This is a genomic window from Pseudomonas sp. NPDC008258, assembly GCF_042956345.1.
GTDB lineage: Bacteria > Pseudomonadota > Gammaproteobacteria > Pseudomonadales > Pseudomonadaceae > Aquipseudomonas.
The window spans coordinates 51220-70898 of the sequence record NZ_JBIBGE010000009.1 but is presented as its reverse complement, the minus strand read 5'-3'; the positions used below and the strand labels follow the sequence as shown (position 1 = coordinate 70898).

The 19679-nt window shown below is 52.3% G+C and carries 18 protein-coding genes; 13 read left to right on the top strand and 5 right to left on the bottom strand.

Going from position 1 to position 19679, the window contains the following annotated elements; all coding sequences use genetic code 11:
• Positions 1–199: 199 nt before the first annotated feature.
• Together ACFY9W_RS09515 and ACFY9W_RS09510 are read right to left on the bottom strand one after the other, a co-directional pair.
• A complete protein-coding gene (locus tag ACFY9W_RS09515) occupies positions 200–1015 on the bottom strand; it encodes a transporter substrate-binding domain-containing protein (RefSeq protein WP_391128897.1) in 816 nt (271 codons plus the stop codon).
• 88 nt (positions 1016–1103) lie between these two features.
• Complete coding sequence (locus ACFY9W_RS09510; RefSeq protein WP_391128894.1) at positions 1104–1295, bottom strand: tautomerase family protein; 192 nt, start codon at positions 1293–1295, stop codon at positions 1104–1106.
• 557 nt (positions 1296–1852) lie between these two features.
• Between ACFY9W_RS09510 and ACFY9W_RS09505 the strand changes: the two genes are divergently transcribed.
• The 7 genes from ACFY9W_RS09505 (at position 1853) to ACFY9W_RS09475 (ending at position 8289) form a co-directional block, all read left to right on the top strand.
• The gene (locus tag ACFY9W_RS09505; RefSeq protein WP_391128891.1) at positions 1853–2680 is read left to right on the top strand and encodes a transporter substrate-binding domain-containing protein; all 828 of its coding nucleotides are present in this window, start codon (positions 1853–1855) and stop codon (positions 2678–2680) included.
• Between the two features lie 56 nt (positions 2681–2736).
• Positions 2737–3522 carry an ATP-binding cassette domain-containing protein gene (locus ACFY9W_RS09500; RefSeq protein WP_391128888.1) on the top strand — a complete coding sequence of 262 codons (786 nt, stop codon included), beginning with the start codon at positions 2737–2739 and terminating at the stop codon, positions 3520–3522.
• The gene (locus ACFY9W_RS09495) at positions 3519–4187 is read left to right on the top strand and encodes an ABC transporter permease subunit (RefSeq protein ID WP_391128885.1); all 669 of its coding nucleotides are present in this window, start codon (positions 3519–3521) and stop codon (positions 4185–4187) included. Before ACFY9W_RS09500 ends, ACFY9W_RS09495 begins: the two co-directional genes overlap by 4 nt.
• 7 nt (positions 4188–4194) lie before the next feature.
• Positions 4195–4863: an ABC transporter permease subunit gene (locus ACFY9W_RS09490; RefSeq protein WP_391128882.1), complete on the top strand. Its 669-nt coding sequence runs from the start codon at positions 4195–4197 to the stop codon at positions 4861–4863.
• A gap of 88 nt (positions 4864–4951) precedes the next feature.
• Positions 4952–6679, top strand: a complete 1728-nt coding sequence (locus ACFY9W_RS09485) for a dihydroxy-acid dehydratase (protein WP_391128878.1) — start codon at positions 4952–4954, stop codon at positions 6677–6679.
• Positions 6680–6756: 77 nt separating this feature from the next.
• Positions 6757–7503, top strand: coding sequence for an FCD domain-containing protein (locus ACFY9W_RS09480; protein ID WP_391128875.1), 747 nt, complete (start codon positions 6757–6759; stop codon positions 7501–7503).
• Between the two features lie 36 nt (positions 7504–7539).
• Positions 7540–8289: an SDR family oxidoreductase gene (locus ACFY9W_RS09475; protein WP_391128872.1), complete on the top strand. Its 750-nt coding sequence runs from the start codon at positions 7540–7542 to the stop codon at positions 8287–8289.
• A 64-nt stretch (positions 8290–8353) separates the two neighbouring features.
• Here ACFY9W_RS09475 and ACFY9W_RS09470 read toward each other — a convergent pair whose 3' ends face one another.
• Entirely contained in the window at positions 8354–9076 is a 723-nt protein-coding gene (locus ACFY9W_RS09470) for an FCD domain-containing protein (protein WP_391128869.1), read from the bottom strand.
• Positions 9077–9472: 396 nt separating this feature from the next.
• On the opposite strand from ACFY9W_RS09470, the gene ACFY9W_RS09465 reads away from it, so the two are divergent.
• The 3 genes from ACFY9W_RS09465 to ACFY9W_RS09455 all read left to right on the top strand — a co-directional run bounded on the left by ACFY9W_RS09465 (position 9473) and on the right by ACFY9W_RS09455 (position 14478).
• Positions 9473–11557 (top strand): hydantoinase/oxoprolinase family protein, encoded by a 2085-nt coding sequence (locus ACFY9W_RS09465; RefSeq protein ID WP_391128866.1) that lies wholly within the window; start codon positions 9473–9475, stop codon positions 11555–11557.
• 12 nt (positions 11558–11569) lie between these two features.
• The gene (locus ACFY9W_RS09460) at positions 11570–13204 is read left to right on the top strand and encodes a hydantoinase B/oxoprolinase family protein (RefSeq protein WP_391128863.1); all 1635 of its coding nucleotides are present in this window, start codon (positions 11570–11572) and stop codon (positions 13202–13204) included.
• 71 nt (positions 13205–13275) lie between these two features.
• A complete protein-coding gene (locus ACFY9W_RS09455; RefSeq protein ID WP_391128860.1) occupies positions 13276–14478 on the top strand; it encodes an aminotransferase class I/II-fold pyridoxal phosphate-dependent enzyme in 1203 nt (400 codons plus the stop codon).
• Between the two features lie 131 nt (positions 14479–14609).
• On the opposite strand, the gene ACFY9W_RS09450 is transcribed toward ACFY9W_RS09455, so the two are convergent.
• Positions 14610–15377: an SDR family oxidoreductase gene (locus tag ACFY9W_RS09450; protein ID WP_391128857.1), complete on the bottom strand. Its 768-nt coding sequence runs from the start codon at positions 15375–15377 to the stop codon at positions 14610–14612.
• Between the two features lie 304 nt (positions 15378–15681).
• Between ACFY9W_RS09450 and ACFY9W_RS09445 the strand changes: the two genes are divergently transcribed.
• Together ACFY9W_RS09445 and ACFY9W_RS09440 are read left to right on the top strand one after the other, a co-directional pair.
• On the top strand, positions 15682–16491 hold the full coding sequence (locus tag ACFY9W_RS09445) for an NAD-dependent epimerase/dehydratase family protein (protein WP_391128854.1): 810 nt from the start codon (positions 15682–15684) through the stop codon (positions 16489–16491).
• 7 nt (positions 16492–16498) lie between these two features.
• Positions 16499–17719: an FAD-dependent oxidoreductase gene (locus tag ACFY9W_RS09440; protein ID WP_391128851.1), complete on the top strand. Its 1221-nt coding sequence runs from the start codon at positions 16499–16501 to the stop codon at positions 17717–17719.
• A 59-nt stretch (positions 17720–17778) separates the two neighbouring features.
• On the opposite strand, the gene ACFY9W_RS09435 is transcribed toward ACFY9W_RS09440, so the two are convergent.
• A complete protein-coding gene (locus tag ACFY9W_RS09435; protein WP_391128849.1) occupies positions 17779–18126 on the bottom strand; it encodes a Rid family hydrolase in 348 nt (115 codons plus the stop codon).
• Positions 18127–18547: 421 nt separating this feature from the next.
• On the opposite strand from ACFY9W_RS09435, the gene ACFY9W_RS09430 reads away from it, so the two are divergent.
• On the top strand, positions 18548–19159 hold the full coding sequence (locus ACFY9W_RS09430; RefSeq protein ID WP_391128846.1) for a TetR family transcriptional regulator: 612 nt from the start codon (positions 18548–18550) through the stop codon (positions 19157–19159).
• Positions 19160–19679 lie beyond the last annotated feature (520 nt).

Genomic DNA, 19679 nt, shown 5'->3' with positions numbered 1-19679 from the left:
GTTGGAAATGGTGTGAAGCTGTAAGTCCGGACCTAGGCTGCGCAGGGGTTGTCCTCGCCTGGCGCAAGACGCTACGGGCAGTCATGGCGAAGTTTGTAAGCCTGGTGTGCTCAAAAAAGGGGCCTAAATTACAGGCCCCAAAATGTGCGACATAACAAGACAGTGATAATAAGGTAGGTGGTTTTTTCTAGCCGAGTGATTATTTGCCTTTCGAAAGCTTATCGATATATTCTTTGCCAAGCTCGTCAACTTCGCCAGTAGCAAGCTTGTTCTGCACAAAGATATCTAGAACCTGCATGTCAGAAAGCGTTGCATTACGCCGTACAGCAAAAGCGATGCCCTGTTTGGCAATCGGAGGATTCGGCAGCAGTACTGACCAGCGCTCTTTGTTCGTCGCGGCCAAGATCGCGTTCGTGTCAGCATCCTCAATCAGGGCGTCAGCTCGACGAGAGGAAATTGCCAAACGCGCTGCATCTACATCCGGGAGGCGCATGATCTGGGCTTGCTTGAGTTTGGGCGATGCAGCAGCATCGATTGCAGTGCCTGAGACGACTGCTACAGTCACGTCTGCTTTGTCCATGTCCTGAAGCGATTGTGGGGCGTTGGCGAATTTCGGGTTTGCTCGGTCATAGACAGCCGAAATTTGGAAGCTCCAGACTGGATCGCTGTAGGTCACTGCCAAGGCGCGCTTGGGGGTGCGGTTGAGCGCCATTGACATGTCCCATCTACCGGATTGCAGGCCTGCGACCATGTTGTCCCAGTTCGTATCTACGATCTCGACTTTTACCCCAAGCTCCGCACCGAACTGGCGGCACAGGTCCACAAAAATTCCTGAATATTCAGATGTCTTGGGGTCACGCAGGATGTACGGTGGGGCTGATGCAGCACCGCATTTTAGAACGCCTTTCTTCTGAACTTCCTGCCAGTAACCGGAGCCCTCGTCGGAGTGCGCGGAGGAGAACATCAGCGCACCGACCAAGGCGACGGCGACTTTCAGAGCTGGAGCAAATTTCATCACGTATCCTCTCAGTAGCTTTTTTGTTATGAACGGAGGCAGTAATACATCTAAGCGTAATTATTATTGAATTAGCGTGATCTACACCTTAGCGTTGAGGATCGCTTTGGAGCATTCCGCCAGTAGCCCAGTTTTCCTTGCTCACTTCACTCAGGACAACCTGAACGTCTGAGACATCGCATTTAGCAATTCGAGCAAGCTCCCGAGATAGTACCTCGGCTATTTCTCGCTTCTGTCCGCGATCTCTACCTTCAAGCATTTCTACCCGGATGAAAGGCATCGTTTACCCCTTGCTATCTATCTGAATCGTTGCTTTCGGGGGGCTCAGAGCCTCCGATAGCCCTAGGTGGCGATCTGGAGCACGCAAGCCGAGATTTTCTCAACATTGTGCGGGTGACCGCCTCCTGGTGTCATGGTATGACTTGATCATATCACTGTCTAGAAAAAACTGATTCTATTTGAGGTGTCTCAAATGAGATCGTATCTCAAGCGTTTACACCTCATAACCCACTGTTTAATCAGATAAAAAAGCTCTATTCAGCGTAACTCACGCGTGTCTATGTGCTTATAAAAAGCAGTCCATAGGACTTTTTATGAGAAAATGCTATACAGGCGTCCCGTGTTTCGCAAACCGAGATAGGATCAGTGCGATCCTTTTAGGTTGAAAAACCTGCTCAATGTGCGTACTCTGCGCTACGTGATCTGCACACCGTGCGAAAAGAGTTGACATGTCGACAACTTGTTCGCATCTTAGGAGCTAAACGAGCAACAGACCCGTACGATCTCCTTTCACTGCCTTCATCCGCCTACACAAGAACGTACAATGAGGATTCACAGGTGAAGAGTCTCAAGCTGTCAGCGGTCGCCCTAGGGGTGGCCATGACCTGTGGTATGGAGCTGCCCCCGGCATACGGCCAGGATGAAAGCGGCTACTGGGAAAAAATCCAAGAAAGAGGAGTGCTCAGGTGTGGCGCAGCTTCGGCACCTCCGTACATCCTCAGAGATCCGAAGACAGCCGCGTACTCTGGAATTTTCGTTGACCTGTGCCGGCAATTTGGAGAGCAGCTAGGTGTACGCGTTGAGATCGTGGACACGACCTGGGACAACATGGTTGCTGGGCTGCAGGCTGGACGCTGGGATGTTTCTATGGCGCTCAACCGCACGCCTCGTCGCGCGCTAGCGGTAAATTACAGCGATACCGTATGGGATTTCAGAATCTCGGGTTTGTATGATCATTCCAATCCGAAATTCAAGGCGCAGCCAGTTTCGGTGTCTGACATCGATAAGCCTGGTGTCACTGTCGCGATGGTGGCTGGCACAGCTATCGATGCGGCCGTAAGCAAGAAAATACACAACGCCCAAATTCTCCGCCTGCCTGATATAGATAGCTCAAGGCTGTCGCTGGTGTCGAGGCGTGCCGATATTTTATTCGAAGATGCCGACTCAAATGCCATTTTCGCGGCAACAAATCCACACAAATGGCAGGCAGTTCTACCTAACCCATCAATTGCTAAGCAAGGAATTGCTTTCGCCGTCCGCCTGGAAGCGGAGCCGGCTGATCTGCAAGTGCTGAATATCATGATTCAGAACGAAATCGCTTCTGGTCAAGTCGCGGCCCTGGGTAAACATTATATCGAACGGCTCGGAACTGAGATGCGGCGTTAATGCACAAGCGCCGGTTGTCATCTGATTAAGCTTAGCGAGAAGAGGTTGGGTGTGCCATGAACGATAATAATTTCATTACAATCAAAAATCTCAAGAAAACCTTCTGCAGTGGAAGTGTAAAAGTACTGGATGGTATGGATCTTACAATGGGGCGGTCAGATCGCCTCGTTGTGTTGGGCCCGAGCGGTAGTGGTAAAAGTACGCTGCTTCGCTGTGTAATGGGGCTTGAAGAAATCGATGCGGGCTCCATCGCCATCGATGGTAAAGAGTATGTGTCTCGTGGAAGCAAGGGCACGCGGATTGACCAGGCAACGCAGAAACAAGTGGGCATGGTATTCCAAAGTTACACTCTGTTTCCGCACTTGACGATTCTCGGAAATTTGACACTGGCAGCCACCAAGTCGCGAGGGATGCCTAAAAAGGAGGCCGAAACTCGAGGGCTCGCGCTTTTGCGCCGATTCGGTCTGGAAGCCAAAGCAAAATCGTACCCTCAGGAGCTGTCCGGAGGGCAGAAGCAACGGGTTGCTATTGCTCGCGCTCTAATGCTTGATCCCAAGCTGATGTTGTTTGATGAAGTGACCTCGGCCCTTGACCCGGAACTGGTAAATGAGGTCGCCTCGATGATCTCCGAATTGGCCCAGTCTGGCATGCCCATGATGATGGTGACACACGATATGTGGTTCGCTAGGCGGATCGCCAGTCGGATTATTTTCTGCGCAGATGGTAAGATAATTGAGGACAGCCACCCAGAGGTTTTCTTCACGAACCCTAAGACCCAGCGGGCCAGGGATTTTCTTCAAAATGTTCTGCATGAAATGCCGCCACAGGTAGAGTACTCATGAATAACATTGACTTTTTCTTTGTCCTGGGTGCATGGCCTAAGCTGCTGGAAGGTCTTGTTATCACGATTAAGCTCACTCTCTGGGCGAACGTGATCGGGCTAGTCGGAGGCTTCATTCTGTCCTTATTGAGGACATCTCACCTGCAAGTGGCTGTAGTGGCTGCGAAGCTCTACATCGAAGTTTTTCGATGTACTCCTGCAATGGTGCAGATTGTTTGGTTCTTCTTCTGCGTGCCGATGCTATTTAACGTGTTTTGGCCCCCAGTCTTGACTGGTGCAATAATTTTGGGTCTCAACTTGATGGCATTCAATGCGGAAGCATTCCGGGCATCAATTCAAGGTATTCCCCTCGCTCAGCGAGACGCAGGAGTTGCGCTCGGGCTGTCCAGGTGGGTGTGGGTCACAAGTATTGTATTGCCTCAGGCGTTGCGGTCTGCGACGCCGGTCTTAATTACCAATGCTATTGGAACATTCCAACAAAGTTCGTTGGTCGCGCTGGTAGGTGTGCAGGATCTTATGTACCAGGGGAAAATGCTTTCGGTCGAGTCTTATAGGCCTATCGAGACGTTTACGTTCCTAGTTTTGTTCTATCTTGCAGTTTCGATTCCACTTGGGCGTTTTGCTGCCTACTTGGAGTTCCGGACCGCGAAAGCATTAAGGCAGTGAGGTGATCATGGACAACTTTGATTTTTCCGTGGTTCTAGAGTACCGCGATGCGTTGTTGGCTGGCCTCTGGGTTAGCATCCAGATCACCATTCTGGCTGGAATCCTAGGAACCATTGGTGGTTTTCTGATTAGCTTGGGTCGTAGCTCGAACCTGGCTCCTTTGCGTTGGGCATGTATCGGATTCGTGGAGATCATTCGAGGAACGCCGGTGCTTATCCTGCTGTTCTGGGTGTTTTTCTGCTTGCCTATCATCCTCGGCATGGAGGTTGGAACCTTCACATCATCATTGATTGCATTGACTGCTTACATGGCCGCGAGCACAAGTGAAGCATTTCGCTCAGCACTCAAGTCTATACCCAATGAGCACTATGATGCATGTGTTGCATTGGGGCTGTCACGACTGACTAGGTCTGTCTACGTGGTCGCGCCCCAGGCCTTCATTCGCGCGATTCCAAACTTGCTTTCCAGTAACTTGAGTTTGTTCAAAGAGGGAGCTTTGGTATCGGCTGTGGGTATGGCAGATCTGATGTTCGCTGCGCAAAACATATCTAATGTTACGGCTCGGCCGATTGAAATTCTTACCATCGCTGCGCTTATTTATTTGATCTTGGGCTCAGCATTAGCTCAGTTCGTAACTTTTATTGAGCGACGTATAAATTTGAAAATTGCTGCTTAAAGATGCTCGGCGCGGGCAATCTTAACTGACCGATATAGGCTGAGGCTGCCTTCCTTCAGTTTCTAGGGAGCCTCCGATTTCAAGAGCTATGGCCATGACTGACAAGACTCTACGCAGTGCAAATTGGTTTCAACGAATTGACAATACCGGTTTTGAGCATCGTACCCACCTGAAAGCCAGGGGAGCGCTGCCTGAGATGTTTGAAGGTCGACCAGTCATCGGTATCGCCAACTCCGCTTCAGATTTGGTGCCCTGCAATGCACACTTGACCGAGCTGGCTGAATGGGTGTCGAGAGGGATTTTGGAGGCGGGCGGGTACCCCTTAGTCTTCCCCACGATGTCAATTGGCGACTCTATCATGCGTCCTACTGGGATGATGTTCCGAAACATGATGAGTATGGAACTCGAGACAACGCTGCGCGCTAATCCGCTGGATGGTGTCGTGTTGCTGACTGGGTGTGATAACACTGCCCCGGCCTACCTGATGGGCGCAGCAAGTGTGGATCTCCCAACCATTCTTGTGCACGGTGGCGCGATGATCAGCGGCCGTGTCGGCAGCCAAAAGGTTGGGTCAGGTACTGACATCTTCCGGATGCATGCCGAGTACAAGGCTGGCACGCTGTCGAAAGAGGGTTTCCTTGACGCCGAGTATGGTATGTCCCGTAGTAACGGGCACTGCAACACCATGGGGACCGCATCGACCATGGGATGCCTGGCTGAGGCACTGGGCTTGACTCTTCCAGGATCTGCAGCAATACCCGCAGTGGATGGCCGGCGCAAGGGGGATGCCCAACTGTCTGGCCGCAGGATCGTGGAGATGGTGAGAGAAGACCTTACTTTCAAGAAAGTAGTTGATAAGCGGTCATTTGAGAATGCTATCCGCATCAATGCGGCGCTGGGCGGTAGCACCAACGCTATCATTCACCTGATTGCCCTCGCTGGGCGTGTTGGCATCGAGCTCACGCTTGAAGACTTCGAGCGCAACTGCAGCAAGATACCGCTGTTGGTCAACGTCTTGCCTAACGGCAAGTACCTTGCAGAAGAGTTCTACGGCGCGGGTGGTCTGCCGGCGTTGATGGGCGAGATGAGATCGCATCTGCACGTCGAGGCGATGTCGGTCACTGGTAGGACGATCGGCGAGATTACCGATAAAGCCCAGAGCTTGGACTTGGATGTAATTGCGAAATTCGACTCGCCGGTGAAAGAGCAGAATGCGCTGAAGGTGCTGAAAGGCAACTTGGCACCTAATGGTGCGGTCATTAAGCCATCCGCCGCGTCACCTCATTTGCTTCACCACACAGGGAAGGCGGTTGTCTTTGATAACGTTGAGGACTTGGATAAGCGCATCGATCTGCCCGAACTGGAAGTGGACGAGAACTCAGTGCTCGTGCTCCGCAACATCGGCCCTAAGGGTTATCCAGGGATGCCTGAGCTAGGCAACATTCGCTTGCCGGCGAAGCTGCTTGCAAAAGGCATCAAGGATATGGTGCGCATCTCTGACGGTCGTATGAGTGGTACAGCGTACGGCACGGTTGTGCTGCATGTGGCGCCGGAGGCATCAGCCGGTGGCCCGCTGTCTCTCGTGAAAACAGGCGATGAGATCACGTTGGACGTGGCGAACGGGATCCTCACCCTGAATGTGAGCGATGAAGAGCTCGCGACTCGTAAAGCTGATGCTGTGCTTCCGCTCATTTACCACGAGCGTGGTTATGAAAAGCTTTTCGTCGAGCATATTTTGCAGGCTGATAAAGGGCTCGACTTCGACTTCCTTGTAGGTGGGAGTGGGAGTGCTGCTCCTCAGCGGCGGCCATTCTAGTAATGAAGTGCCTGGCCCCTCCTGCTTGCGTCGAGGGGCTTTGGATATGTCTAAGCGTTCGCGCGTAAGGGGATGTAATGGACATACGCTCTGATAATTATCGGCGCGAACGTGAAACAGGAAGCGCTAGAGTTTACAAGGATCTCAAGTGCCGCATTTTACGTCTGGAATTAGAGCCTGGCCATCGACTCGATGAAAGTGCCCTAAGTATAGAGTATAGTTTGTCTCGATCTCCTATTAGGGAGGCATTGGGGCGGCTGTCCGGCGAAGGCCTTGTCATGATTTCGCCAAATAGAACAACGACCGTCGCTTCTATGGATTTAGCGCGGATGGCTGAGTACTTGGACGCCCTGGAACTTTTGCAGCGCACGGTAACCCGTATGGCTGCCATTAATCGCTCAAATGTCGACATGGAGCGTATTTATCAAGCTCAGTTGCATTGCAAACGCTCAATTCTGCTCATGCGGAAAAGCTGCAATCCTATCGGTTTTATCGAGGCCGACTCCGAGTTTCATCTGGCTATAGCTGCGGCTTGTAAGAATAACTATTTCGCTGAGCCATACGGAAAGCTTCTAATGGAAGGCCAGCGTATGCTGCATTTGCATCACGCTTGGGCGGCTCAGGAAGGTGACGAGCGCGATGATAGCCATGTAGCCGAGCATGACGACATCATCAAAGCCATAGAGCGGCGTGATGCAGATGGTGCGGAACTTCACGCACTGAGGCACGCGGAAGGGTTCAGAGTTCGACTCACAAGGTATCTGGATAGGAACCTGTCTCGATCAATTTCATTGTGTGGCGAGGTTGCGGCCAGCAGCCGCTGATGCTTCGTCTCCCGGAATATTATTTTGGAGGATGATATGAGTAAACGAGTTGCGATTATTACAGGCGCGTCGTCTGGGATCGGGGCAGCCACGGCAAGGAAGTTGTTTGAGAGCTTTGACGGCCTGGTCATCCATGCACGCAAGTCAGCCGCTGGTCTAGAGCGTGTCGCTGAGGAGGCTCGAGGTGCAGGTGTTGAAGTACTGACTGTTCTGGGTGACCTGACGGATTCGAATTTCGGTGATCAGTTGGTCAAGCAGGCTGTTGAAAGGTTTGGCAGGCTCGACTGTGTAGTAGCGAATGCGGGATTTCCAATCATCAAAACCTTCGAGGAAGGCACGCGTGCTGACCTGGAATATGCTTTCCAAGGAAATGCCATCAGTTTCTATAGCTTGGCTAAAGCCGCTGCTCCATTCATTCGCCAGTCGGAGAATGGGCGGGTGGTTGCAGTGGGCAGCTTTACCAGTCACGTTTTCCGCACCGATATTCGGAATTACCCGTTATCAGCAGCCTCAAAGGGTGCGTTGGAAGTGACTGTTAAAAGTCTAGCCTTGGAGCTGGCCAAGTCCGGTGTAACGGTAAACTGTGTGATCCCTGGATGCATCCAGAAGGACCACATGGAGGATAGTGTCTCTGACGAAGAACTTACGGAGCAGACCAGGCGAATTCCGTTGGGGAGGGCCGGCCAGCCGAGTGACGTTGCATCGGCTATTAGTTTCTTGCTCAGCCCCGATGCTGGCTATATCACTGGCCAATGCATTCATGTGAATGGCGGCCTCCACATTTAAGTGGCAAAAGGGGACAGCTGCTGAGTTGTAGCTGTCCTGGATCGCCTTCGGATGAGTGGAGATGTCAAGCTACGCTTGGCTCACGATCCCTAATCGACTCGGGTGTGGTGCGGTATCTACGGTGGCCACGCTCCAGGTGGTTGCGCATTTCACGTTGCGCACGCTCTGCATCGCCGGCGCTAATCGCTTCACATATTGCACGGTGTTCTGTCACCGTCTGTTGAATGTACTCGGGTGTCACGAGGTTAGGATCTGAAGCGCGAGTGAAGGCGGGGCGCGGTGTAATTCGAGAGCTGACGACGTTGAAAAACTCCATAAAAGCGGAGTTGTTCGTTGCTTCAGCAATAGCCCTGTGAAATGCGGCGTCGCATTCATCGAGTGCTGCTTCGTCCCCGATTGCTGCCTCCAGCTGATGCGCTGCGTCCCAGATCGCAGTTTCCTGCGCCCACGATCTTCTGTTCGCGGCTAGGCCTGCAGCATGCACTTCAAACGCCATCCGAAGCTCAAGAATATCGATGAAGGAAGACTTCGCGAGCGATAGAGGCGAAAGGATAGCATCGACGAGGCCAGTGTCCGGGGCGCTCTGGTCTACGGTTCGGATGAAAACCCCAACACCGTGCCGGGACTCCAATACACCATCTGAGCTCAGCGAAATCACAGCCTCCCGGATGACCGTTCGGCTGACGCCAAATTTTGCGGCGAGTTGGTTGAGTGTAGGGAGCTTGTCTCCAGGCCGGAGGCTTTCCTGGTGAATCATTTCTTTGATCTGCTCGATCGTCCGGCTCATCAATGTATTCAAGTCGCACCTATTCCGTGTCTTTGTGGTAGCCCGCCTATTCGAGACTTCCTCTTGTCGCAAGATCCTATCACAGATTCTGTGATAGGACGACCTTCGGACCCTACTGCTTTTCATAGCCAAATTCAAAATACTGATCAGATTCAATCGTGTTTGCTCAGTTCTCTGGAAAAAGTCGATCAAAACTCTTGGCTCCTCTTGGGCGTCGCAGTACGCCTCTACATCTAGGCCATTATTCCTCCGGTCGGCGTTCAATCTGTTGTGGTATGACCTCATTGCGACGTGTTGACTCGTGATCGGATTTCTGAGATAACACCTCAACGGCATCGTGTGCCAAGAGATCTACCCGCGTCGAACGGGTCGTCGAACAACAAATGGGAGCTGGTGATGACGAAAGAAGGTAAGCCAATCAAGGTAGGTGTCGACATCGGTGGTACGTTCACTGACGTCGCCATGGAAGTCGGTGAGGCGCTGCACTCCACTAAGGTGCTGACGGACTACAGCTTCCCAGAGGCTGCGATCGTGAAAGGCATCCGTCAGGTTGCCGAGAGCGCTGGTGTTGAGCTTTCCGAAATCGACACCGTCATCCACGGTACCACTCTCGCCACCAACGCCCTTATCGAACGGCGCGGTGCAAAAACCGCGTTCATTACGACCCAAGGGTTCCGTGATGTTATCGAGATGCGTACCGAGAGCCGTTTTGAACAGTACGACTTGAATATCACCCTGCCGGCGCCGCTGGTTCCAAGGAACGAGCGTTTTGTACTGAACGAGCGAATTGCGGCTGACGGTAGTGTGCTGCAGCCTCTGGATTTGGCGGAGGTCGATGAGCTTTGTGATCGGATCATTTCGGCCGGGTACGACAGTGTTGCGGTCGGTTTTATCCACTCCTACATCAACGCCGATCACGAAAAGCAAGTTCGTGACCGTCTTCTGGCTAAAAAGCCTGATCTGAGCGTCTCGATCTCTGCTGAGGTTTCGCCTCAGATGCGTGAGTTCCAGCGCTTCAACACTGTGTGCGCAAACGCATTTGTCAAGCCAATTATTGCCTCTTACCTCAACCGGCTGGTCGGTCGTCTGGAAACAGAGGGTCTGACCTGTCCGGTCTTTATGATCCACTCTGGCGGTGGGATCATCAGCGTCCAGACCGCCATCGAGTACCCAGTGCGGTTGTTGGAGTCGGGCCCAGCTGGCGGCGCTATCTTTGCTGCGCATGTAGCTACGCGTTATGGTATTGACCAGGTGCTCTCCTACGACATGGGTGGCACCACAGCGAAGATCTGTTTGATCGAAGGTCAAGTTCCGAAGACCTCGAAGACTTTCGAAGTTGCTCGCACCTATCGCTTCAAAAAGGGCAGCGGCATGCCTATCTCGATCCCTGTGATCGAGATGGTTGAAATCGGTGCAGGCGGTGGCTCCATTGCAAGCGTCGACGCAATGCGTCAGATCCGTGTAGGGCCTCACAGTGCCGGGTCGGAGCCAGGCCCTGCCTGCTACGGGCGCGGTGGCGAGCATCCTACCGTTACAGATGCCGACCTGCTGCTTGGCCGTCTCGATCCGAATGAATTTGCTGGTGGCTCCTTCAAGCTGATCACTGAGGCATCTGCATCCGCAATGCAGCGTGACCTCTGTGATCGTCTGGATATCGACGGCCCTACTGCAGCTTTCGGTATCAGCGAGATGGTTGACGAGAATATGAGCAACGCAGCGCGTATGCACGCTGTGGAAAATGGTAAAGAGCTCGCTGACTTCACCATGATCGCATTTGGTGGTGCTGCACCACTGCATGCCTCGCGACTGTGTGAAAAGCTTGGTATTGATGAGCTTCTGATTCCACCAGGAGCCGGGGTCGGTTCGGCTATCGGCTTCTTGCGTGCTCCGTTTGGCTTCGAAAGTGTTCGCAGTGCCTACACCAAGTTCAGTAGTTTTGAGGCTGAGCAAATCAACAAGATCATCCGCGAGCTGGTAAACGAAGCTACATCATTTGTTCACCAGCTCACCGATGTCCAACCTGAAGTTGAATGTACAGCCTTTATGCGCTACGTCGGGCAGGGTTGGGAAGTGCCTGTCACTGTCGACGTCCGCGAGTATTCGCAAGCTGATGGCGAAGTCCTCAAGAAAGCGTTTGACGCTGCATATGAAAACTTCTTTGGTCGGATTATCGATGGCCTGGATGTAGAGATCGTGAGCTGGTCGCTGCGCGCGTCTTCTACAATGCTGCCGCCGCCACCCACCACCGTCACCGCCAAAAACAAAGCGGCTGAGGTACAGAGCGAGCGTCGTATGTTCGACTCCCAAGACGGCGTCTTCCACCAAGCCTCCATCGTTGCTCGCTCGAGCATGCAGCCCGGGGATTGGGTCGCAGGCCCAGCAGTGATCACCGAGCGCGAAACATCGACCATTATCACCGCAAGTCGCGAAGTCATCATGCAGGCGGATGGCTGCTTGCTGGTTCGTGCGAAGAAGGCTTAAGGGAGCGTTATCATGACTAATATTGCCAATCTCTCTGAAGTACATCAGCAGATCATGTGGAACCGCCTGATTTCCGTCGTGGAAGAACAGGCGCTCACGCTCATCCGTACTGCCTTCAGTACCAGCGTTCGTGAATCCGGCGACCTTTCTGCAGGCGTGTTCAATCGCGCAGGTGAAATGATCGCCCAGGCGGTCACTGGCACTCCAGGGCACGTTAATGCCATGGCTGAATCGGTAGGCCACTTCATTCGTGACATCGGCGTCGAGAATATTCACGAGGGTGACGTCTACATCACCAACGACCCTTGGAAAGGTACTGGTCATCTGCACGACTTCACGGTCGTTTCGCCAAGCTTCCGTGGTGGGGATCTCGTGGGTTACCTCGCCTGTACCGCGCACGTAGTAGACGTGGGTGGTCGTGGTTTTGGCCCTGACGCGAATGAGCTCTACGAAGAGGGCATTTTCATCCCGATCATGAAGTTTGCCGATCGTGGTGTTGTGAATCGTGACCTCATCAATATCATCCGCAACAACGTTCGTGAAAACGACCAGGTTGTGGGCGACATCTACTCACTCGCTGCCTGTAACGAAATTGGCCATCGCCGCTTGATGGAGATGATGGACGAGTTCGCTCTGTCTGATCTTGAGTCTCTCGCGGACTTCATTTTCAAGCGCAGTTATGATGCAACCGTGGAATGCTTGGCGAAGCTGCCCAAGGGTAGCTACGATAACCTGATGCGTGTCGACGGCTACGATGCTCCGATCGATATCGCTGTCCGCTTGGAAGTAGATGGCGATCATATCACTGCTGATTTTGCCGGTACCTCAGGCCCAAGCCCCAAAGGTATCAACTGCCCGCTGATCTATTCGGCAGCCTATGCCTGCTATGCCATCAAGTGTGCAATTGCCCCTGAGATCCCGAACAACCATGCTTCTCTGAAGCCTTTCCGTATCGTAGCTCCGACTGACTGCATTCTGAATGCGCAGCGTCCAGCTCCTGTATCGGTACGCCACGTTCTGGGTCACTTGGTGCCGGATGCTGTGCTTGGCGCAATCCACAAAATGCTGCCAGGCGTAGTACCTGCAGAGGGCGCGGGCGCTCTATGGAACCTGCACATCAGTGCTCGACCTCTGCTGGGCGCTCAGGCACCGGCAGATGGCGGTCAACGTGCCGAAGTACTGCTCTTCAATAGCGGCGGTATGGGGGCTCGGCCTCAACTGGATGGCCCTAGCGCTACCGCTTTCCCCAGTGGCGTTCAATCGATGTCGATCGAGGCAACTGAGCACGTCGGCCCTGTCATCTTCTGGCGCAAGGAGCTGAGGAACGGTTCCGGCGGCGCGGGGCAATACCGCGGCGGTCTTGGTCAAGTCGTAGAAATTTCTCCTAAAGCTGGCCACGAGCTCTATTTCAACGCGATGTTCGATCGCGTCAAGAATGCTCCCCGTGGTCGTGAAGGCGGTGAAGACGGTGCTCCTGGTTCGGTACGGCTCGATGACGGTACCCAGCTGGCCGCTAAAGGCCGCCAATACGTACCGGCTGGCCGACGTCTGATTTTGGAACTTCCGGGTGGCGGTGGCTACGGCCCAGCGTCCAAGCGCAACCCAGAGTTGGCTCAAATGGACGCTGATTTCGACTACCTTGGCTGATTGTGCCCGAAGGTGCCGGGGGCCTGAGTAATCAAGGCCTCCGGTATTGGTTGAACGTGGAGTGATTTTTGATGAATTACGAGAACCGTAAGGCCGCCGGTATTAAGGCATCCCCTAGCATGGCAATCGCGATGGCGGCAAAAGCTCTTCGAGCGCAAGGGCGCGACATTATCGACCTTTCCCTGGGCGAACCTGACTTTGAGCCCCCTCAACATGTCGGTGAGGCAGCATCCGCCGCTGTTCGTGAAGGTCGAATTCGTTACGGTGCTTCAGCTGGGACGGAGGAAATCCGTAAGGCCATAGCCGAGAAGTTCAAGCGCGACAACAATCTTATCTATGGGCTGGACGAAATTACGATTGCTAACGGTGCCAAACAAATTTTGTTTGATGCTTTCTTGGCAACGCTTGAGCCAGGGGATGAAGTCATCATTCCTGCCCCGTGCTGGGTCTCTTACGGGGACATTGTAGCGCTCAATGGTGGCAAGCCCATTTACATCCAGTGCAGCTCCGAGGCCGGATTCAAAATCACCCCTGAAATTTTGAGTGGTGCACTGACATCGCGTACGCGCTGGGTGATGTTCAATTCGCCATCCAATCCAACGGGCGCAATTTATTCACGTGAAGAGTACCAAGCCCTGGGGGATGTGCTCGTCGACCACCCTAATGTGCTTGTACTTTCTGATGAGATCTACGAGCACATCATTCTAGGTGCGCAGCCGTTCGTCTCGTTTGGTGAGGCTTGTCCAGGTTTGCGTGATCGTACGCTCATCGTTAACGGGGTGTCTAAAGCCTATGCAATGACCGGGTGGCGCGTAGGTTATGCTGCAGGGCCAAAGGGACTTATCTCGAGCCTCAACAAGATGCAATCCCAGAGCGTTACCTCTGTTTGCGGAGTCGCGCAGGCGGCAGCGGTAGCGGCACTCAATGGTGATCAATCATTTGTTGACGCTGCTGCTGCAAAGTTCAAGCACAGGTCTCAAATTGTCACCAAGGGTCTGGCTAATATTCCTGAATTGGAATTTGTTGCGCCTGCGGGAGCTTTCTACGCGTTTATTGGTGTTTCAAAATTGATTGGCCGTCGAACCCCGGCGGGCGATCTTCTTAACACTGATAGCGCAGTTGCAGGTTACTTGCTGGAGAGCTTTGGTCTTTCCAGCGTTCCTGGCGAAGCATTTGCCTCTCCCGGCTTTATTCGTCTCTCCATCGCGGCTTCCGATGAGGAGCTGACCGGCGCTTGCGACCGTCTGGCGAAAATGGTTGCGTCCCTGGTTTGAATCACCGGCAAGGGCACTAGGTAGTGATCTGAAGAAGGACTTTCTAAGAACAGCGACTACAGGCAGGTAGTCCTATGTTCTGATGATCCCGGCCGCTGATTGTTTGGCAGCACCCTCGGGTGCTGCCTTTTTTATTTAGCGACGGCAACCTGGGCGGTCTGAGCGATCTGCAGCAGCCACCCGGCATCGACAGGTAGCATCACTCCTGTAATGGTCATGGCTTTTTCAGAGCATAAGAAAAAAGCTGCTTCTGCAACATGTTCAGGTTTTACCACTGCGCGCAATGGGGGTGACATCAAGTGGCATTTGGGACTCATCCAGGCCTGCTCTAGCTGGCTTTTTAGCATTTCGGGCAGTGCGCATCCTGGAGCGATACTGTTCACCCTGATGCCAAACTGTCCAAAATCGATAGCTAGCATCTGACTAAGTGAAAAAATGCTTTGGCTTTTGTCATTGGCAGTGAAGGGCTGGGGCATTAGGGTTTCCAAAGACCCTAAATTGAGTATCGAGCCTCTTCCCACGTATTTCATTTCTTCCGCCAGTGCGCGGCTGGCCAGTGCAGAGCTTTCGTAGCATATTGCCCAAGGCCTCAGTGCCTCATCCAGCGGGTTTTTAGATGGCGTCTTGTGATCGGCTGCTGGGCATGTCACGACTGAATCGGGTAAGCCGCCGAGCTCCTTGCACCTTTCTATCAAAGACCTTATGGAGTCCTCTGTGGGTTCATAGTGAACATGCACACCTTTTCCGCCACGAGCAGAGATACGATCAGCCAGTTTCAATCCCGCCTCAACGTCCTCGCTAGCTACGACCACTGTGCCTTGGCTTTCAGCAAATCTGAGGCTGAGCGCTTTACCCAAAAGTGAGGTTCCACCAATTATTACTGTCATCGGACGTTTCACGCGTTGACCTCTGAGTTAAGTGCATGCGCTGGAGAGCGCCACGCACATTTTTTTCAGCCCCAGGCCAGGCGCTCAGCCCGCAGAAGTGGGCTGGTCGCTTGCGGGGGGGGGGCGTCATACCAAGCCCATTCACCAGCTTCACGTAGATCTACAGATCTGATCACGAATTAGTGATATTACCTTATTGACGAATCACTTGCTATGTCATATGTTCACTAGTGAACGCGACACGCACACGTCGGCCTGACCAAGGCGAGCGTCGCGCCCCTTCTGGGGATACCTATAAGCAATGGAGAGACCTGGTATGGCCATCTTGTGCAATCGAATCCTGTTGACCGGGGCTGCTGGCGGGCTGGGTACCCAGCTGCGGCCATTTCTGCGGGAGCGCTGCAATCATCTAAGGCTCAGCCATCTTCGTCCTATCGAGCTGGCAGACCCGAGTGAAGAGATGGCAACTCTAGATCTCGCTGATTTCTCCAAGGTGCTTGAGGCCACTCGGGATGTGGATGCGATCATCCACATGGGGGGGATCTCGAAGGAAAACACCTTTGAAAGTATCCTTCAGGGCAACATTCGAGGCATGTATAACATCTATGAAGCTGCGCGCTTAAATAACGTCAAGCGTATTATCTGGGGCAGCTCAGTACATGCCGTTGGTTACCATAAGCGCACCGATGTCCTTCAGACCGACTGTGTTACTCGCCCCGACAGCCTTTACGGAGTCTCTAAAGTCTTTGGCGAGGGGCTTGCTCAGTACTACTTTGACAAATTTGGTATTGAGAGTGTAACCATTCGAATTGGCTCCAGCTTCCCCGAACCGAGTGATTGGCGAATGCTGTCCACTTGGCTCAGCTACAACGACCTGAAGCATCTGATTGAGCGTTGCTTGATCGTTCCGAAGGTCGATCACACTATAGTCTTCGGCTGTTCTAATAATGATCAAAGCTTTTGGGATAATAGTAAGGTCGGCTATTTGGGTTATAAGCCTAAGGATAATGCTGAGGATTTTCGTCCAAACCTTGAGTCCAGTGTCACTAAACCACCATACGATGATACAGTCATCTCCTACCAGGGCGGCGCGTTCGTAGCCGCTGGCCATTTTGAGGATAAGTGAGTTTCCCATGAGAATTTCAACACTTGGCCCGCTCTCGGCACAGCCCCGGCAAAATCATTATGATGTGGTAATCATTGGTGGTGCAGTGAGTGGGAGCTCAACCGCATACTGGCTGGCGATGAACCCTGATTTCAAAGGTTCAGTGCTGGTTATTGAAAAGGATTCTCAGTATCAGTTTTGTGCCACTACTCTTTCAACCAGTGCTATCCGTCAGCAGTATTCGAATCCGATTAACGTGAAAATTTCACAGTTTGGGGTTGAATTCATTCGGGATTTTCATAGCAACGTTGAAGTAGATGGCGAAGCTCCCGACATCGGTTTTCACGAGAACGGCTATTTGTTCCTGGCAACAGAGGCTGGGCTTGATGTCATACGGGAGAACACACAAGTTCAGCAAGAGAATGGCGCTGATACTGTGCTTCTGAACCCGGCCGAAATCAAAGAGCGTTTCCCGTTTATTAATGTGGATGACTTGGCTGGCGGTAGCTGGGGTCGTACAGGCGAAGGATGGTTTGACAGTTATGGCCTTCTTCAAGGCTTCCGCCGTCGCGCGCGCTCTTTGGGTATGGAGTATGTTAACAACGAAGCTGTGGGCTTGATTCGTAATGGCAACCGAATTGAAGGTGTGCAGCTGAAAACTGGTGAGATCATCGAGTGCGGTGCCGTTGTCAACGCAGCTGGTAGTTTTGGGCCTTCGGTGGCAAGCTGGGCGGGGTTGTCAATTCCTGTTGAACCGCGTCGACGTAGCATTTTTATCTTCTCGTGCCCTACGCCAATTGCCCAGAAGATGCCTAATGTCATCGACCCGTCGGGTGTATTCTGCCGACCTGAAGGAGCAATGTTCCTTTCGGGTGGGGTGCCTGATCCGGATGTTGCTGTCTCACCGACAGATCATGATGTTGCATACAATGAGTTTGAAGAGCAAATTTGGCCTAACATGGCGCACCGAATCCCTCAGTTCGAAGCTATTCGTCAAGAAAACTGTTGGGCCGGACATTACGACTACAATACCCTGGATCACAATGCGATTGTAGGCCCGCACGATGAAGTGAAAAATTTTTACTTTGCAAACGGCTTCAGTGGTCACGGACTCCAGCAATCTCCTGCAGTGGGCAGAGCGCTGAGCGAGTTGCTTATCTACGGTCGCTTCAAAACGCTGGATCTTTCGCCTTTGGGTTATAGTCGTATTACGCGCAACGAGCCGTTTTTGGAAAAAGCAGTCATCTAGCTACACGTGATCTGTATCAAAAAGAGCGCCTTAGGGCGCTCTTTTTTTGAGGCGGGTTTTCACGCTGCTGCAGTAATGATGATTTCTACGAGCATTCCAGACTTGGCCATGCGAGCTTGTCCGGTCGATCGCGCGGGTGCATTTTCTTTATCCAGCCAGGCATCCCAAACTTTGTTCACTTCATCAAAATCCCGCAGATCATCCAACCAGAGTATTGCGTTCAAGATCTTGGACTTATCTGTGCCAGCCTGAGCAAGCAGCGTGTCGATCTTTTTCAGGACCTCAAGGGTCTGCGCGGTGGCCGATTCGCCAGGTGTACCTACCTGTCCAGTAAGGTAGACAACGCCATTGTGCTTGACGGCATGGTGGATGCGGGTATCGAAATCGTAGCGCTGAATCTCAGTCATGATGAATCCTCATAGAATTGTGATCTGATGACGCCTAAACGCCTCCAACACAGAGCATACCATCATAGTCATGAGATTTAAAATAGGTATGATCACATGTTGACTTCTGTGCTCGGTAGTAGTTAACTAAGGTCATCGGTGATCGAGGCTCACCGAACACGGCTCATCAGAAAAGGGTGGATAGATATGATCTCTATAGCTTCCCGCATACTTAGCCCTCTTGAAAGGTTGTCATTGTCACGGAACTGGGTTTCGCCGCATTGCAAGGTGAAGCCGCAGCCCGGCCCATCCGTGCCCTGTTTGTTGCCGAAGAGCAGGATGAGCAGCATAACTGCTTGACGGTTAACGCCAGTTGCGTGGTCGAGCTAAGAAAGACTAGATATATTCATTCGAATATGTCTGAAGTTGAGGTCCCGATCTTATGGGAACTATTGAGCAATTGCCTTCAATGCAAGAGCGTCTACGGCGGGTAGCCCTGGATTTATTCAGTGCGAATGGGTTTCAATCAACGAGCATGCGTGATCTGGCAAGTCAGCTGGGTATTCATGCGGGATCTCTGTATAGCCATATACGTAGTAAGCAGGATCTTCTGTTTGAAATAATTGAAGAGGCTCTGGATGATTTGGTTACAGAATCCTCTTATCAAATTTCTCAGCAGAAAACATTTGATGCGCAGCTTAGTAAATTTGTTGAGACTTATATATCGATTCGCATGACTGAATGGCAGAGTCTTGCTCTCCTGGAACGCGAGGCTCCCAACCTTTCTGAGCCCCAAAGGCAGCGTATTGAAGAGCTCCAAGCGGGTTATATCCGCTGTTTACGACAGCTTATTCTGCGGAATTCACAGTGCCGAAACTTGCCGCCCTCGCTCCTGGAGACGCTGGCTAAATGTATAGTTGGTATACTTCACGCATTGCCGTTAAAAGATGATCGATCTAATTCTATTAATGCTCAGCAAGCCGTTAAACACGGTGTATGCATCATTCATGGTGCTATCTTGGCTGCTGCCAAGTCATCTTCACTGAATAATTAGGTGGTGATGAATGATGCATGTGTGGGTATTGCCTAAGCCCATCTCTGACGCCGTTGATGTGCCAAGATGATCTAGGTGCGTAGCGCTGAATGCCCCTATAATCATTGAGTTTATCTGAGAGCATCTGGGCGTAAGTATTTTTTTGGGCAATCCAGGCCATAGATACGGTAGAGGCTCGGTCTGAGTACCAGCTCTTCATATCGCCGGGCTGAACCAGAAAAATCGGAATGTTCAAGAAGCCTAGCTTTTGTTCACGCTGTTTGGGTTAGTTCTCGAAACGCTTCTAACCCTATTACACCTCTCACCCCTGCTAACGGCTGGTTCGTCACAAACGTTGAACCGATTCCGCCCCTTAACTGAGAGGGCAGCGTGATGATGGTTTCATCGAGTCCGTCTCCAGCATCGAAGTACCTCATGAAAAGATCCTTTACTGAATTAGGCCTCGATAATCACCACCTTCATGATTGTATGCCTACGGGTTAGCTCTTTGTATTGCTTTGAAGGGAATCAGCGCCCTTGT

Bases quoted from the DNA above. Each gene is read 5' to 3' on its own strand.
- ACFY9W_RS09515 (WP_391128897.1), bottom strand. From the start codon at position 1,015: ATGAAATTTGCTCCAGCTCTGAAAGTCGCCGTCGCCTTGGTCGGTGCG.
- ACFY9W_RS09510 (WP_391128894.1), bottom strand. From the start codon at position 1,295: ATGCCTTTCATCCGGGTAGAAATGCTTGAAGGTAGAGATCGCGGACAG.
- ACFY9W_RS09500 (WP_391128888.1), top strand. From the start codon at position 2,737: ATGAACGATAATAATTTCATTACAATCAAAAATCTCAAGAAAACCTTC.
- ACFY9W_RS09495 (WP_391128885.1), top strand. From the start codon at position 3,519: ATGAATAACATTGACTTTTTCTTTGTCCTGGGTGCATGGCCTAAGCTG.
- ACFY9W_RS09490 (WP_391128882.1), top strand. From the start codon at position 4,195: ATGGACAACTTTGATTTTTCCGTGGTTCTAGAGTACCGCGATGCGTTG.
- ACFY9W_RS09485 (WP_391128878.1), top strand. From the start codon at position 4,952: ATGGCCATGACTGACAAGACTCTACGCAGTGCAAATTGGTTTCAACGA.
- ACFY9W_RS09480 (WP_391128875.1), top strand. From the start codon at position 6,757: ATGGACATACGCTCTGATAATTATCGGCGCGAACGTGAAACAGGAAGC.
- ACFY9W_RS09475 (WP_391128872.1), top strand. From the start codon at position 7,540: ATGAGTAAACGAGTTGCGATTATTACAGGCGCGTCGTCTGGGATCGGG.
- ACFY9W_RS09470 (WP_391128869.1), bottom strand. From the start codon at position 9,076: ATGAGCCGGACGATCGAGCAGATCAAAGAAATGATTCACCAGGAAAGC.
- ACFY9W_RS09465 (WP_391128866.1), top strand. From the start codon at position 9,473: ATGACGAAAGAAGGTAAGCCAATCAAGGTAGGTGTCGACATCGGTGGT.
- ACFY9W_RS09460 (WP_391128863.1), top strand. From the start codon at position 11,570: ATGACTAATATTGCCAATCTCTCTGAAGTACATCAGCAGATCATGTGG.
- ACFY9W_RS09455 (WP_391128860.1), top strand. From the start codon at position 13,276: ATGAATTACGAGAACCGTAAGGCCGCCGGTATTAAGGCATCCCCTAGC.
- ACFY9W_RS09445 (WP_391128854.1), top strand. From the start codon at position 15,682: ATGGCCATCTTGTGCAATCGAATCCTGTTGACCGGGGCTGCTGGCGGG.
- ACFY9W_RS09440 (WP_391128851.1), top strand. From the start codon at position 16,499: ATGAGAATTTCAACACTTGGCCCGCTCTCGGCACAGCCCCGGCAAAAT.
- ACFY9W_RS09435 (WP_391128849.1), bottom strand. From the start codon at position 18,126: ATGACTGAGATTCAGCGCTACGATTTCGATACCCGCATCCACCATGCC.
- ACFY9W_RS09430 (WP_391128846.1), top strand. From the start codon at position 18,548: ATGGGAACTATTGAGCAATTGCCTTCAATGCAAGAGCGTCTACGGCGG.